The sequence below is a fragment of the Streptomyces abyssomicinicus genome (genome assembly GCF_008974245.1).
Classification (GTDB): Bacteria; Actinomycetota; Actinomycetes; order Streptomycetales; family Streptomycetaceae; genus Streptomyces; species Streptomyces abyssomicinicus.
In genome coordinates, this window is record NZ_BBZI01000005.1 from 1129919 (window position 1) to 1144285 (window position 14367).

Sequence of the window (14367 nt, forward strand, 5' to 3'; positions counted from 1 at the left end):
CCGTCTGCCCGGGCCACCGGTCACCTTCTCACCTTCCCCCGCGGGAGTCACCTTCCCCCGCGGGGGGTCCACCGAAGCCGCGCGCCGGGTGTCCGCGCACATGCCCTGCGGGCCGTCTCCGCGGAGAGCGGCGGTGCCGCCGGCACCTGCGGCACGGGAGGGTGATCGCGTTGTCCTATCTTGGCGTCCATGCAGTCCTACACAATCGGCCAGGCGGCGCGGCTGCTCGGAGTGAGTCCGGACACCGCGCGGCGGTGGGCGGACGCGGGCCGGGTGGCGACCCGTCGCGATGCGAGCGGCAAGCGGCTCGTCGACGGGAAGGACCTGGCCGCCTTCTGCGTGGAGCTCGCCAGGGAGACGGAGGGCGAGGAGGGCGGCTCCTACACCTCTGCCCGCAACGCCTTCCCCGGCATCGTCACCGCGGTGAAGCTCGGTGACGTCGCGGCACAGGTGGAGATCCAGGCCGGGCCGCACCGGCTGGTGTCGCTGCTGACGCGGGAGGCGGTGGAGGAACTGGGCCTCGAGGTCGGCATGGAGGCCACCGCACGGGTGAAGTCGACGAACGTCCACATCGACCGGGTCTGACCGTCCCGCCTCCCGCCGGGAGCCACGGGGGGAGTGGGCCGACAGCCCCATGCCTCAGAGGCGCGGGGCGTACCCGCCGTCCACCCGGATCCGCTCGATGCCGCTGACGTACCGCGCCCCACAACGGTCCTGGGGCAGTACGAGCTGCGGGCCGGCCCGGTCGAGCCTGGCGCCGTCGAACGTGACGGCCAGCAGGACGGGCGCCCTGCCGAAGTGCGGGTCGATCTCGGCCCAGGAGAGCAGGGCGTGATGGCCGTCGGTGCCGCGAACGGTGATCAGGAAACGCAGGCGGTCCTTGCGCCGTGCGCCGTCGAAGGCTGGCCCCGCGTCGGTGAGCACATCGCGCAGGAGCGGCCCGGTGTATGTGTGACGCCGGACTCCGCTGGTCGCGCACTCGAAGGCGACCTCGGCCCGTTGCTGCGGCCAGGCCAGCAGATCGGGCACCGTCAGCCGGGCAGGGTGTGACAGGTCGCCGTCGAGCGCGAACCCTGCCACCGGGCCGGTGGTCCCGACGGCGGGTTCTGGAGACTGGCTCACGTCTACCACCTCCCGGAGGAACGTACCCGTGCACGCCTGTGTATCAAACGCAGATGCCGGGTCGAGCGGCTATATCTATCGCATGCACGATCTGAAATGGGTGTTCCTCCTGGCAAGTGCGGTCAGTATGATCGGCGTGTGCACGCGGGGTGGCGGTCGATTCCCGGTCCGGCCCTCGCCTGTTCCGTGGAGTTGCGCGGTCGCTGTGACCGAGCCTGCCCATGCGCTCGTCGAGAGCCGGTCCGTGGAGGACCGGGACCAGGACCATGACCAGGACCAGGACCACAAGGAGTCGACCCGTGAAGATGCGTCATGCCGACCGGACCCGTTGGACGCTGCGGGCGGCCGGTGCGGGCTGTGCCGCACTGTTGGCCCTGAGCGGCTGCGCGTCCTCCGACGACTCCCCGTCGGCCACCCCGGAGACCTCCGGGTCCGCCGCCCCGGCCAAGCTCTCCGGCGAGGTGACCGTCTTCGCGGCGGCCTCGCTCAAGGAAAGCTTCACCACGCTGGGCGAGGAATTCGAGAAGGTCCACCCCGGTACGAAGGTGACCTTCAGTTTCGGTGGCAGCGACGCCCTGGCCGCGAGCATCACGGGCGGTGCCCCGGCCGACGTCTTCGCCGCCGCCAGTCCCCGGACCATGCGGATCGTGACCGAAGCCGGGAGCATCTCCGGCGCACCCGCGACCTTCGTCCGCAACCAGTTGGAGATCGCCACCCTGCCGGGCAACCCGGAGAGGATCGACTCCCTCGAGGACCTGACCGGCCCCGATCTGAAGGTCGTGCTGTGCGACAGGACGGTGCCCTGCGGCGCCGCCGCGCAGAAGGCCCTGGAAGCCGGTGACGTCGAGCTCACCCCGGTCTCCTACGAGCAGGACGTCAAGGCCGCCCTCAACAAGGTGGTGCTCAACGAGGCGGACGCCGCCGTCGTCTACAAGACCGACGTGAAGGCCGCGGGCGACAAGGTGGCAGGGGTGGAGTTCCCGGAGTCGGCCGAGGCCGTCAACGACTACCCGATAGCCCTGCTCAAGGACGCCCCCAACGCCGCCGCAGCGAAGGCGTTCATCGCGCTGGTGCAGTCCGACGAAGGGCAGAAGGTGCTCACCGGGGCGGGCTTCCTCAACCCCTGACCCCGTCGGAAACCCTGACCCCGTCGGACCCCGGGGAGCGCGAACCGCGGGTGCCGGCCGAGCGCGTGCCGCCCGGTGAGTGCGCCGTGGTACGCGACGAGGCGGCGGTGAAAGAGGCCGATGTCCGCCTTGTTCGGAGCCCTCAGGCACGGGATTTTGGTGCTCAGCGGAACAAAGTGCCGACGATCGGAGGAGCATGAGAAGCAGACTCGGAATTCTCCTGGCCGCGGGCCTCGCTGCGACGGTCGGGTCCGTCGTCCCGGCCGCGGCGGCAGACCAGGCAGCCACGCCTTCCGCGGCTTCGGCCGCCTCCTTCTCCCTGACGAGCCTGACCATCACCAAGACCACTCTGTCCGACGGCGTGAGCAAGCAGGTCACCCTCCGGTGCGAACCCACCGGCGGGACCCATCCCACGGCCGAGGACGCGTGCACCAAGCTCATCGCCGTCGACGGACGGTTCGACAAGCTCCCGTACGTTCCGAATACCGGCTGCCCTCCCGTCTGGAGGCCCGTCACCGTCACCGTGACCGGCAACTGGCGCCTGCAGCCGGTGTCCTTCACCAAGACGTACGGCGGCGACTGCGACGCCTCGATCCTCAGCAACTACGTGTTCCGGTTCTGATTCAGCCACCCCGCCCACAGCCGTTCCGGAGAGGTCCGGGGCGGCCAACGGCTTGCACTTCCACCCCCGTCACGGGGGCGGGTCGCCGGGCCGTCAGCCCGTGAGAGCACCGGGGGTTCGGCTCAGCCCGTCAGCGGCGGGTGGGCGTTGCCCACCAGTTGACGGAACGCGGCAGGGAACCAGCCGCCGTACGGCGGCGCGTCACGCATCGCGCCGGTCGGGCGGCTGCCGCCGCCGCTGCCGGAGTAGTCCGGGTCGCACATCACGTCCAGCGGGACGTCCCCGCCGCCGGAGGCGGGCCGCGCGGCCCCGTCCGACTCGCCCGGCGGCTTGGCCCACACGTACGCGTCGACGCCGGGCGCCGGGGCGGTGGCCGGCCGCTCGCCCAGCCCGGCCCCGGACTGGTTGCACCAGTTGGTGACGTGCAGGCGGCGGTCGATGCGGCTGCCGTCCACGTAGGCGTCCACACTCGTCGTCGGTCCCGGACCCGACGGCCGGGCCGGACCGCCCCAGCCGTTGCGGGAGGTGTCGATCAGAGCCCCGACCCCGACGGGGAATCCGGCGTCGACCAGTCTGGTGCGGAGGTCGTGCACGAACGGCAACTCGTCGACGTAGGAGTTCCAGTCCACCCACCTGGACTGGTGGACCGGTGCGCCGTTCACGATGTCGCCGACCGAGAAGTACGGCTCGTGCAGCGCGAAGTACTCGGCGGTGTTGGCGATGACGCCGTGGACGTTGCCGGGGGTGCTGCCGGAGGCCGAAGCTGCCTGCCGCAGGAGATCCACGTAGGGCTCGGCGGTGTAGGGGTAACCGAGGGCGGCGTGGTGCCCGGCGTCGAGGTAGTTGTAGGTGTTCGCGACCGCCCCCAGCCTGGCCAGGGCGTACCCGATGCCGTTGACGTAGTCGCCGTTGTCCAGGATCGTCCGGCACAAGGGCGAATAACCAGGCGTGTTGACGGCGTTCATGGCCAGGTCCAGCACCGAACCGGGCTCGACGACGGTCACGATCCGCAGCGCGGCGTACTTCGGGTGGCCGAGGATCGCGGCGATCGGGTCGACGTACCGCGCCTTGTACGCGTCGAGTTCGCCGGGCCCCAGTTCGCCCTGCCGGGCGGGGTGGGCGCACGCGCGGCCGGGGAGGTCGTGGAGGACCACCTGGAAGACGAAGCCGCTGCGCCCGGACGCCTGGCGGAGCGCCTGGTCCAGATGACCGCGCAGGCCCAGCCGGCCGCCGGTGCCCCGGACCGAGGCGATGCTGTCCAGCCACACGAAGGTCGGCCGCCCCGCCACCTGCTCGCCGCCCGGCTCCGCGGCGGCCCGCGCGGACCACTCGGGGTTGACGTACACACCGGCGGCGCCGGCGTAGGGATTGTCCACCCGGTCCGCCCCGGTACCGGCGCCCACCGGGCCGCCGGCGGCCACCGTCAGCGCCGCGCCGAGCACCAGGGCGGTCACGGCGCTCCGGACCCGGCGGAAGCGTGATCTCACATCGACTCCTCTGGTCTGTCGAGTTGTGCTCGGGTGCTGTCCGCGCCACGCCGTCGGAGGAGGGCTGCTCGTGACCAAACTCGGGGAGCGCACCTGACTCGTCAAGGTGCCGGGAGGAAGCGTCCGCATGCCGCTCCGCCGCCGCAGAGGCACGCCCGCGGAGCACGCGTCCCCGCGGTCACCCTACGAGGCCACCCCCTCCAGCACCGTGATGCCGGCGACCGGCTGCCGGCCGTGGAGGGCGAGGATCTCGTTCGCGAGGTCGATGGTCCACAGCGGATTGTCCCGCTGCCGGTGGGCCGCGATGCCCGCCGCGAGAAGCCCGGGGGGCACAGCCCCCGCGTCGAGCAGGACACGCCATTCCGCGGGCGGGAGTTCCAGGTACTCGAGGTGGGTGAGCCGCGCGATCTCACGGGGATCGGCGAGAGTACCGGGACAGGCCGAGAGGCTCCGCAGGCGCGGCAGTCCGAAGACGGGGGCGAGACTGAGAGGTTCCTCCTTCCAGACCCCGATACCGAGGACCTCCAGGCCAGGGTGGGCCGCGGCCTCGATGTTGGGGACGGAGACGTGATTGACGTGGGCGACGAGTGGCGGCCCATCGGGCCGTTCGACCGGACGGCCGTCGAAGTGATGGTGGACGACCATGTCGGTGAGGGAGTCGGCGACCAGGCCCGCCCCGATGTTCCCCTCGTGACCGATGATGATCACCTGCCCGACGTGCCCGCCCGGCCCCGGCGTGAGGTCGACGGCGATACGGTCCCCGCCGCCGTTGTCACCGAAGACGATCCAGCCCGGCGAGCCGACAAGCCCCTGCACGGCGTCCTCCGGCCCCGTCACGACCGCCTCCATGGCGCCGAACTTCCACAGCACATGCCGGGAGGCCGCGTCGGCGACGTACACCTCGTCCAGAGGGAGGAGCTCGCAGCCGACGGTGTCGTACGGCTCCCGGAGGTCGTCCCAGTCCTCGTACCGGCCCCGGACGACCTGGTACAGGGCCCTCAACTCGGCAGGCAGCGGCACGCCCAGACGCGCCTCGACCGCCGCGATCTCCTCGCTGGAGGCGCCCACCGCCCGCGGGAGCCGTTCGCGGAGCGTGCGCCGGAGCAGGTCCACGTCCGCGGACGGTGCCGGCCCCGCGCCCGGCACCGGCTCGGGCAGGCGGCGCACCGGTTCGGGCAGCGCTCCGTCGGCGAGGAGAAGCGTGCCCGGATGCGCGGTCGCGATCCCCGGCTCGGCGGACGAGCCCAGGCTGATCAGATGCAGGCGGACGCCGCCGGGGAGAGGAGAGGGCTCCACGACGAAGGAGACGCCGCCGTCCCCGTCCTCCTTGAGCGCGTCGACGATCCGGCCCACGGCGTCGAACTGCTCCTGGTTGTCGGAGACCAGTGAGGCGCGCCCCGGCCGGGGCGCCCGGAAGGGCAGCGGAACACTCCACGCTCCGGGACCGATCTGCCCCGACACATGCCGGCCGGGCGCGGTGAGCGCCTCCGTGTGGGCGGCGTGCAACAGGCGCAGCAGGGGCTGCCAGGTGGTGAAGTCGTGTAGTGCGGGCACGAGCGGGCCTCCTGAACGTGTCTTCGATGATCACGCATCATGGCGGGGGGCACCGACATCACGAGGTGCTCGGTCATGGGGGCCGACGTGGGCGATCGCCTGTGGTCAGCCCCCCCGTGACGCGGGAGAGCGGGACCAGGGTCCGTCTCACATTGATCTTTCCCAGAGCAGGACTGATGCGAGTGTGACCGCTGCGAAACCTGGGGGCCGCCCGCCTCGCCGGCCTCGGTTGCGGCGGTGCTGTTTCTGGTCGTTCCTCTCCGGGATCGCGTGTCCGATGCCGCGTTGCCGCAGGTGGGCGCGGAATCCGCGTGAGCTGTAGGCCTTGTCGGCGATCACGTGACCAGGACGACAGCGGGGGCGGCTGGCAGAGGGCCCGCGTCCGGGGTGGCTGCGGGCCCTCGAGGAGCGGCTCCTGGTGGTGAGCCTCAGTGTTGGGCGAGGAGCCGGGGGAGGGGGGCTCTCCCGGCGCTGCTGCTCCTTGCGCTCGGCACGGGCGGCGGCGGACTGCTTCCGAGCCCTGTCCCGGGCCTCCGGGGGCAGCAGCTTTGCCACGGTGGTCGGGTGCCACTTCCCGCCGCGCTTCGCCGGCATGTCGCCGCACTCGTTGGCCCGGGCGCAGATGGCCCGGATGCTGAGTCCTTCCTCGTCCCGCCACGGCTTCATCCGCTCAGCGATAGCGTTCTCCCGCTCGTCGGCGGCGTCGCAGTGAGGACCGCACCCGGCCAGGTGCCCACCAGTTACGCAGCCGGTCAGCGGCAGCCGCAAGGGCCGTTCCCGCGCCGCGGTCGGCGATGCGGACCTCGGGTGAGGCGGTCGCTCGGCCGCCGTCGCGGGGAACCGGCCGCGCAGGCAGCGGTGACGCCGGCAGCAGCGAGGCCGGTAACAGGCCGAGCGCGGTGAAGGCGGCCAGGGTCAGCAGGGCGGAGCCCATCGCCGGGCCGGACATCGCCAGGGCCGCGCCCGAGCCCGAGCCCGCACCGGCGGCGCCCATGGTGGACGGCGTCAGCGGCATCATGCCTGCGGCGACGGCTGTACCGAGGGTCGGGCCGACGTTCATGGCGGTCTGCTTGAGCCCGCCCACGACACCCGCGTACCCGGGCGGCGCGTCACCGACAACGGTCCCGGTGGCCGTGACCATGACTGCGGTGAACCCCGCGCCGAGCAGTGCGAAGGCGCCGCCGATCACCGGCCAGGTGCCGTCCGGACCGAGCCGGGACAGGCCCACGACGGCGAGAACGACGAAAAACTGCCCCGCCACCGCGGTGCGGCGCGGACCGTACCGGCGGAGCACGGCGGCGGCGACCGGGGCGCCGAGGACCATCATCACGGTCAGCGGGAGGACGCGCAGGCCGGCGGCGAGCGGGCTGAGCCCGAGGCCCGCCTGCAGGAAGAAGGTCGCCACGAACAACGCGCCGAACATCCCGCCCGAAGTGACCAGCAGGAGCGCCATCGACGCCGCCACCGGTATGGACCGGGCCACGGCAGGCGGCACGATCGGCTGCGCGGTGCGACGTTCGAGGCGGACGAGCAGCGCCGCGAGGCCCACGGCGAGCACCAGCCCGAGCCACGTCTCGACAGCGCTCCACCCGTGTGCCGGTACACCGGTCAGGGCGTGGACCAGGACGGCGAGCGTGGCCGCGAACACGGCCGCGGCGGCGAGGCCGAACTGCCGGAACCCGGCGGGCGACGGCTTCGGCGCCCGGACCGAGAGGGTGAGCACGGCGATCACGCACGCGATCGGGATGTTGATCAGGAACACCGAACGCCAGCCCAGTTCTGCGACGAGAACACCCCCGAGCAACGGACCGGCCCCGGCGGCCACCCCGATCGCCGCGGTACGCACGGCGACCGCCGGACCGAGCCGGTCAGCCGGGTACACCAGCCTCAGCAGCGCGAGCGTCGCCGGCTGCAGCAGCGCGCCGAACACGCCCTGTGCGGCGCGCAGGCCGATCACCCAGCCGATCCCTGGCGCGAAGGCGATGCCCGCCGAGGCCGCCCCGAAGCCGAGCACGCCGACGAACAGCAGCCGCTTGTGCCCGTACCGGTCACCCAGGCGCCCGGCGATGACGAGGAACGCGGCCACCGCGAGCAGGTAGGCGGTACTGGTCCACTGCACCTGCGTGACGTCCGCCGACAGGTCGCGCTGCAGGTCGGGCTGCGCGACGAGCAGAACGGTGCCGTCCAGCGCGACGATCATCGCGCCGGCCACGCTCGCCAGGAGCGCGGCGCGCGGCCGGGACGCCGCGGTCACCGGCGCACCGGGCCGAGATGGGCGTCCAGCACCGTCGTGACGAGCCGGCCCAACTGGTCGCCGCCGAGGGCACCGGCCGGCGGCGGTGACGAGGCGTCCAAGGCGAGCTGGATGCTGCCCCACGCCCACAGCTGGGCGATGCCATGCACGTTGGCCCACAGGGCGACGGCCGTCACAGCCGGTGGCGGTGCGGCGTCGTCCGGGCCCACGTCACCTGGCGACGCGGTCACCGCCCGGTCAAGGGCCACGAGTTCGACGACGCGCGCGAACAGCGGGAGGGTCGACTCGCGCAGTCGCGGCAGATCCGACGTGTGGGTCTCGCTGTTGAGCAGGTCATGGCGGAACATCAGCTCGAACATGCCGTGGTGCTCCGAGGCGAAGCCCAGGTATGTCCGCGCAAGCGCCCGCAACTGATCCCGCGGCGACGCCGCGGCGCCGGACGCGGCCGCGAAGCGGGCTTGCAGTTCCGCGAAGCCCCGACGTGCGATGGCGGAGAGCAGGGCGTGGTGTGTGGGGAAGTACCGGCGAGGAGCCCCGTGCGACACCCCCGCTCGTCGGGCGATCTCGCGCAACCCGAGCGAAGCGGCTCCGTCGGTCATGACGAGGTCCACTCCGACGTCGATCAGCCGCTCCCTAAGGGAAATCTCGCGTTCCATGAGCACTGTCTACCAGCCTGCTGTAGACAGTGTCTACGAAATGCTCGTCCCGGCCGGCCTGCCGCGGCACGGTCGCCGAACGACAGGAAGCAGACACCGTGACGGACACCGACCCCACGCCGGACCTCATCCGCGTCACCTTCCCGGACGGCAGCACGACCGACCTCCAGGTGCACCGCACCACAGCGCCCGACGCCGAGGTCGTCCTCTGTCTCCCGGCCATGGGGGTGCGGAGCGATTACTACCGCGCGCTCGCCCGCGAGCTGACCGAGCATGGATGTCACGCGGTGCTCGCCGACCACCGCGGAACCGGGCGCAGCTCGGTCCGGGCCTCCCGCCGGATCTCCTTCGGCTATGCCGACCTCCTGGAGACGGAACTGCCGGCCGTCGTCGACATGGTGTGCGAGGAGTTCGGCGCAACCCGGATCGTCCTCGCCGGTCACAGCTTGGGCGGACAGCTCGGGCTCCTCTTCGCCGCGGTGTCGGACCGGGTCAGCCATGTCGTGCTGGTGGCGAGTGGCTCGTCCTGGTTCCGCAGGGTGCCGGGCCTCGGCGGGATCGGCCGGTTCCTGGGCCTGCAGTGGATCTTCGCGACCACGCTGCTGTGGGGTTACCTGCCGCAATGGTTCCCCTTCGCCGGACGGGAGGGGAGGAGGCTCGTGTGCGACTGGGGCCACGAAGCGCTGACCGGCCGGTACCGCGTCCGCGGGAGCGACGTCGACTACGAGACGGCCCTGACGGGCTCCCACGTCCCGACGCTCTTCATCACCTTCCCCGGGGACCGGTACATCCCCGACACCTGCACCGCGCATCTCGCCGCGAAACTGCGTTCGGCCCGCGTCACCGGGCGGAGGATCACCGCCGAACGACTCGGTCTCGCGCGGAGCGACCACTTCCGATGGGCGGCCCGGCCGCAGGAAGTCGTCCGTGAGGTCGTGGAGTGGCTGCGCGTGACAGAGCCCACCCGATGACCGGCACCGAGCTCGCGGCTCCGCCACGGTCGCCGCGGAGGTGAAGGCGTGTGTCCTGGCGGTCTGTGATCATTCTTGCCACCGTGGAGCAACGCCCGTCGCTCGAGGGGCTGATCCGTGGCCTGGGGGCCGTGCCGGATCCTGCGACGGGCGCCGAAAGGCTGCACCGGCAGGGCTACTCGTACCACCTGGACCTGCCGTGCCGCGTCCTGACGGGTTACGAGCCGGACGAGCTGGAGCAGGTGGCCTCCCGGATCGGTGAGCCCTACGGGGTCTGGGTCGCGTGCCGGTCCATGGACGCGGCCCGGCTCCTCCTCCGTCGCGTTCTCGACGGCTTCGACGGTCTCCGTGGACCACCGGCGGACCACCAGATCACCCTGTCCCCCCGACCGGTCGTCGTCGTCCACCCAGAGGGTGACGGGGTTGCTGGAGGGGCGTGAACGCACCGCTCGGCAGCGGGTGGAGGCTCTCCAGGCCGAGCTGCGGGAGGCCGAGGCCGCGTGGGAGCGGTTCGTGATCGCCCGTGAGACGGTGGGCGAGATCGAAGACGGGCCCTAGGACCGCACCCGCACGGGTTCCAGCCGCAGCCGCCGGGACGGCCAGGGCGTCGGCTCGGCCGGGCCGAACCATACCCGGACGTCCTCGCCGGTCCGGACGGGCAGGCGGGGGAAGTCGTTCTCGGCGTGCTCGGTGCGGTGCAGCGCGTGGCCCGGGCCCAGGTGCCGGGCCGCGTACGCGTCGAAGCCGTTCGCGTCGGCGGGGTGGCAGACGGTCGCCGACACCCTGGTCGTTCCCGGCTCCGGCAGGAAGCCCGGCCCCCGCAGCAGGAGGACGTCGTCACTGTCGAGCATGGTGGCGTTGGCCGCGTCGCGGTGCTCCCGCCAGACCGGACCGGTGTAGAACGCCTCCAGCATGCGCCGGCGGTGCGCCATGTCGGGGAACGCGCGCAGCCAGACGAAGCGGTCCGGGTCGTCCAGGTCACGGAAGCGGCCGCCGACGGTGATGCCGACCGCCTGCTGCCCGGTCACGAACTCGCGCTCGAACAGCTCGATCAGGGTCTCCCGGGCGCCGGGACGCAGGGTGTACTGCCGGAGTTCGACGATGCTCATGCGGTGGCCTTCCCGGTGCGTGTGAGGTCCGAGGACCAGCTGTCGTCCCCGCGCCGCAGGTTAGGGCCGATCCGCTGACATCTCCTGTCAGTGGACCGGATACTGACCGGCATGCGTGCGAGTCGGCTGGTCACCCTGCTCCTGCTGCTCCAGCACCGGGGCCGGATGACGGCCCGGCAGCTGGCCGGGGAACTGGAGGTCTCCGTCCGGACCGTCTACCGGGACGTCGAGGCGCTCGGCGCCGCCGGTATCCCCTTGTACGGGGAATCCGGACACGCGGGTGGCTACCGGCTGGTCGACGGCTACCGGACCAGGCTCACCGGCCTGACGGCGGACGAAGCGCAGGCCGCGTTCCTCGCCGCACTCCCCGGCACCGCCGCCGAGCTCGGCCTCGGCGAGGCGCTCGCCACCGCCCAGCTCAAGCTGAGCGCCGCCCTTCCGGCGGAGCTGCGCGAACACGCCGCGCGGACCCAGGAGCGCTTCCTGCTCGATGCCCCCGGCTGGTACGGCGACACCGACCCGGTGCCTCACCTGCCCGCCGTCGCCGCCGCGGTGTGGACGCGCCGGGCGGTGGTCCTGCGGTACCGGCGGTGGCGGGCGCCGGAGGAGATCGAGCGACGGGTGGAGCCGTACGGGCTCGTCCTCAAGGCCGGCCGCTGGTACACGGTCGCCGGCGGGCCGACCGGGGTCCGCACCTACCGCGTGGACCAGATACTCGAACTCCGGCCGCTGGACGAAGAGTTCACCGCTCCGGACGGGTTCCGCCTGGCCGCGTACTGGAGCAGCCACCTGGCCGGATTCCGAGCGCGACTGCACACCGCGGAGGCGCTGGTACGGCTTACCCCGGAGGGCGCCCGCCGCCTCGGCGTCACACCCGCGGCCGGCGGCGGATGGACGGAGGCCCGCGTGCCCATCGAGTCGGTCGACCACGCCCACCGGGAGTTCCTGCGACTGGGCGCCGACGTCGAGGTCATGGCACCGGCCGAACTGTGCGACCGCATCGCGGAGACGGCACGAACCCTCGCCGAGCGCTACGAAGGACGCCGCCAGGCGCAAGGCCGGGGGAGCAGCACGGCAGCTCGCGGGACGCGCCGCGGGGCGCATCCCCCGTGAGAGCTACAGGAGCTGTCCACACGCGGGTGATTCGCGGGCGCCGCGGGATTTCTAGCGTGTTCGTGAGGTCGCCGCAGGGGCGACCACCCCAGGGAGGGCACCATGGACACGACGTCCGCCGCACAGCAGGAAGGCTCCGGCCGGGACGAGGACCGCGACGAACGCGGCGGCCGTCTCCGCCGGATCGCGCGCTCTCCGCTCGGCTGGATGCTGACGGGAACGGTCGGCGTCGGCCTGGTCGCGGGTCTGACCGCGACCGGACAGGGCCCGGTACCGGTGCTGGGCGCGGCGGCCGCGTGGGCCGTGTACTGGCTGGTCATGCGCCGTGTGGCGCGGCGCTCGACGCCCGAGATGGCCTGGCGCGGCGCCGGCCGGGAGGCGCTGCTCGGCGGCGGCATCGGGCTGGGCTTCGTCCTCGTCTCCACCCTCCTGATCACGGCGTTCGGGGGCTACTCGTTCTCCTGGGCGGGCAACGGCGTGATGTCGGTCGGCTGGGCCGCGGTCACGGTGCAGATCGGCGTCGCGGTCACCGAGGAGTTGATGTTCCGCGGTCTTGCCCTGCAGGCCCTGGAGCTGATGTGGGGCAGCCGGGTGGCCCTCGTGATCACCTCGCTGTTCTTCGGCGTCGCCCACATGGGCGCCCCGGGGGCGAGCGCCTGGAGCGGCCTGGCGATCGCCCTGGAGGCGGGCCTCCTGCTCGGAGCCGCGTTCCTGTGGCGGCGTAGTATCTGGTTCGTCGTGGGCCTGCACTTCGCGTGGAACACCACGGAGCAGCTGCTCGGTATCCCGGTCTCCGGACACACCCCCGAAGGCCTGTTCACCGTCGACGTCCACGGCTCCGACCTCCTGACCGGTGGCGGTTTCGGCATGGAGACGTCGATCGTGGCCGCCCTCATCGGCGTGACTCTCGCCGTCACGATGCTCGTCCTCGCCCGTCGGAACGGTGGCGTCAAGTCCCGCCGGCGTGCGGGCCAGTGAGACCGGCCGATCGGAGGGGGAAGGAGAAGTGATGTCCCAGCAGGCGTCCTGGAGCCTCCCGTTGCTCCACGTGCCGGTCGTCTGGTGGCGGGAGCGGAGCGCCTTCCTCAAGGACGGCGTCCTCGCCCTGACGCTCACCCTGCTGACGGCCGTTCCGACGCTGTCCCACCTCGGTGCGCAGATCGGCGATCTGCCCGAGCGGCCGGCGAGCCCGCTGGGCGCCGGCCTGGTCCTGGCCCAGGCCCTGCCGCTGGCGGTCCGCCGCAGGTGGCCCGCCGCCTGTCTGGCCGTCGTCGCGGGCGCGTTCGCGGTGCACCAGGCGCTGGGCTTCGCGACGACGTTCGCGAGCATGGGGCTGTACCTGGCGCTGTACTCCGCCGGGGCCCACCAGGTCCGCTTCCGCCGTGGTGCGGCCGTGGTGGCGAGTTCGGGCTACGTCGTGCTGGCCGTCGTCCTCGACCGCTTCGGCTCACCGCAGTCGGTACCGGACTACCTCGCGTTCTACGTGGCTCCGGCCGCGGTCTGGCTGATGGGGAGCACGGTGCGCGGGCGGCGCGCGGAAGAGGCGAACCGGCGGCGGACGGCTGCCGAGGCGGCCACGGCCGCGGAGCGGGCGCGGATCGCCCGCGAGCTGCACGACGTGGTCACCCACCACGTGACGGCCATGGTGATCCAGGCCGACGCGGCGCAGTTCCTGCTCACATCCGCGCCGGACCGTGTCGGCCAGGGGCTGACGGCCGTCAGCGACACCGGCCGTCGTGCGCTGACGGAACTGCGGTACCTGCTCGGCGTTCTGGAGGCGACCGGCGATTCGGCGTCCGAGGACCTGGCGCGTGCGGACCCGGCGCGCCAGGAGCCGAAGCGTGAGGGGCTGGATCGTGAGGGCCTGGAGCGTGAGGGCCCGGAGCGAGAGGACCCGCATCGTGGGGGCATGGATCGTGGGGATCGGGCACCGGCCCTGGGGCGCGTGGCGGACCTGGTCGAGCAGGGCCGCCGGTCGGGCCAGCCGGTCGACTTCGACGAGCAGGGCGAACGGCGGCCGCGGAGCGTGGACGTGGAGCTCGCCTCGTACCGGGTGGTGCAGGAGGCGCTCACCAACGCCATGAAGTACGCGGCCGGGCAGCCGACACGGGTCCTGCTCCGGCACGGCGAGGAGCACATCGAACTCGAGGTGACCACCGACGGGCCTCCCGCCGCACCGGTCACGTGGAAACCGGGTCCCGCGGGCGGGCGGGGACTGGCCGGGCTGCGTGCGCGGGTGCGGATGCTCGGTGGTGAACTGGAGGCCGGTCCCCGGCCCGAGGGCGGGTTCGAGGTCCGCGCCACGATTCCGTCCGAGCCCCTGCAGGAGTGACCCCGTGAGCGAAACGAGTG

15 protein-coding genes and 1 pseudogene are annotated in these 14367 nt (G+C 72.5%); 9 read left to right on the forward strand and 7 right to left on the reverse strand.

All coding sequences use genetic code 11. From position 1 onward, the window contains the following. Window positions 1–189: 189 nt before the first annotated feature. Entirely contained in the window at window positions 190–585 is a 396-nt protein-coding gene (locus tag GBN72_RS04590) for a TOBE domain-containing protein (protein WP_151770298.1), read from the forward strand. Window positions 586–639: 54 nt separating this feature from the next. Here the strand turns inward: GBN72_RS04590 and GBN72_RS04595 are convergent, their stop codons facing one another. Further along, entirely contained in the window at window positions 640–1122 is a 483-nt protein-coding gene (locus GBN72_RS04595) for a molybdopterin-dependent oxidoreductase (RefSeq protein ID WP_151770299.1), read from the reverse strand. A 305-nt stretch (window positions 1123–1427) separates the two neighbouring features. On the opposite strand from GBN72_RS04595, the gene modA reads away from it, so the two are divergent. Next, a complete protein-coding gene (gene modA / locus GBN72_RS04600) occupies window positions 1428–2249 on the forward strand; it encodes a molybdate ABC transporter substrate-binding protein (protein WP_151770942.1) in 822 nt (273 codons plus the stop codon). A gap of 196 nt (window positions 2250–2445) precedes the next feature. Next, window positions 2446–2871: an SSI family serine proteinase inhibitor gene (locus tag GBN72_RS04605; RefSeq protein ID WP_151770300.1), complete on the forward strand. Its 426-nt coding sequence runs from the start codon at window positions 2446–2448 to the stop codon at window positions 2869–2871. A 122-nt stretch (window positions 2872–2993) separates the two neighbouring features. Here GBN72_RS04605 and GBN72_RS04610 read toward each other — a convergent pair whose 3' ends face one another. From GBN72_RS04610 to GBN72_RS04625, 5 genes and pseudogenes are all read right to left on the reverse strand, one after another. Beyond that, window positions 2994–4358: a glycoside hydrolase family 6 protein gene (locus GBN72_RS04610; RefSeq protein ID WP_246212249.1), complete on the reverse strand. Its 1365-nt coding sequence runs from the start codon at window positions 4356–4358 to the stop codon at window positions 2994–2996. Window positions 4359–4541: 183 nt separating this feature from the next. Next, window positions 4542–5912 (reverse strand): SMI1/KNR4 family protein, encoded by a 1371-nt coding sequence (locus GBN72_RS04615; RefSeq protein ID WP_151770302.1) that lies wholly within the window; start codon window positions 5910–5912, stop codon window positions 4542–4544. Window positions 5913–6116: 204 nt separating this feature from the next. Further along, window positions 6117–6281 (reverse strand): annotated as a pseudogene (locus tag GBN72_RS35045) (IS5/IS1182 family transposase); the annotation flags it as partial. Between the two features lie 301 nt (window positions 6282–6582). Further along, complete coding sequence (locus GBN72_RS04620; protein WP_151770943.1) at window positions 6583–8112, reverse strand: MFS transporter; 1530 nt, start codon at window positions 8110–8112, stop codon at window positions 6583–6585. 50 nt (window positions 8113–8162) lie between these two features. Then, entirely contained in the window at window positions 8163–8822 is a 660-nt protein-coding gene (locus GBN72_RS04625) for a TetR/AcrR family transcriptional regulator (RefSeq protein ID WP_151770303.1), read from the reverse strand. Window positions 8823–8920: 98 nt separating this feature from the next. Here GBN72_RS04625 and GBN72_RS04630 point away from each other — a divergent pair, with 98 nt between their 5' ends. The 3 genes from GBN72_RS04630 (at window position 8921) to GBN72_RS35825 (ending at window position 10351) form a co-directional block, all read left to right on the forward strand. Then, entirely contained in the window at window positions 8921–9793 is an 873-nt protein-coding gene (locus tag GBN72_RS04630; protein ID WP_151770304.1) for an alpha/beta hydrolase family protein, read from the forward strand. A gap of 83 nt (window positions 9794–9876) precedes the next feature. Further along, window positions 9877–10233: a hypothetical protein gene (locus GBN72_RS04635; protein WP_151770305.1), complete on the forward strand. Its 357-nt coding sequence runs from the start codon at window positions 9877–9879 to the stop codon at window positions 10231–10233. Then, a complete protein-coding gene (locus GBN72_RS35825) occupies window positions 10217–10351 on the forward strand; it encodes a hypothetical protein (RefSeq protein WP_281371399.1) in 135 nt (44 codons plus the stop codon). The genes GBN72_RS04635 and GBN72_RS35825 overlap by 17 nt, the downstream gene beginning before the upstream one ends. Here GBN72_RS35825 and GBN72_RS04640 read toward each other — a convergent pair. Then, window positions 10348–10902 (reverse strand): NIPSNAP family protein, encoded by a 555-nt coding sequence (locus GBN72_RS04640; RefSeq protein WP_151770306.1) that lies wholly within the window; start codon window positions 10900–10902, stop codon window positions 10348–10350. The genes GBN72_RS35825 and GBN72_RS04640 overlap by 4 nt on opposite strands. 111 nt (window positions 10903–11013) lie before the next feature. Between GBN72_RS04640 and GBN72_RS04645 the strand changes: the two genes are divergently transcribed. The 3 genes from GBN72_RS04645 (at window position 11014) to GBN72_RS04655 (ending at window position 14347) form a co-directional block, all read left to right on the forward strand. Continuing rightward, a complete protein-coding gene (locus GBN72_RS04645) occupies window positions 11014–12015 on the forward strand; it encodes a helix-turn-helix transcriptional regulator (protein WP_151770307.1) in 1002 nt (333 codons plus the stop codon). A gap of 102 nt (window positions 12016–12117) precedes the next feature. Further along, on the forward strand, window positions 12118–12993 hold the full coding sequence (locus tag GBN72_RS04650) for a CPBP family intramembrane glutamic endopeptidase (protein ID WP_151770308.1): 876 nt from the start codon (window positions 12118–12120) through the stop codon (window positions 12991–12993). A 28-nt stretch (window positions 12994–13021) separates the two neighbouring features. Further along, window positions 13022–14347, forward strand: coding sequence for a sensor histidine kinase (locus GBN72_RS04655; protein WP_151770309.1), 1326 nt, complete (start codon window positions 13022–13024; stop codon window positions 14345–14347). Window positions 14348–14367 lie beyond the last annotated feature (20 nt).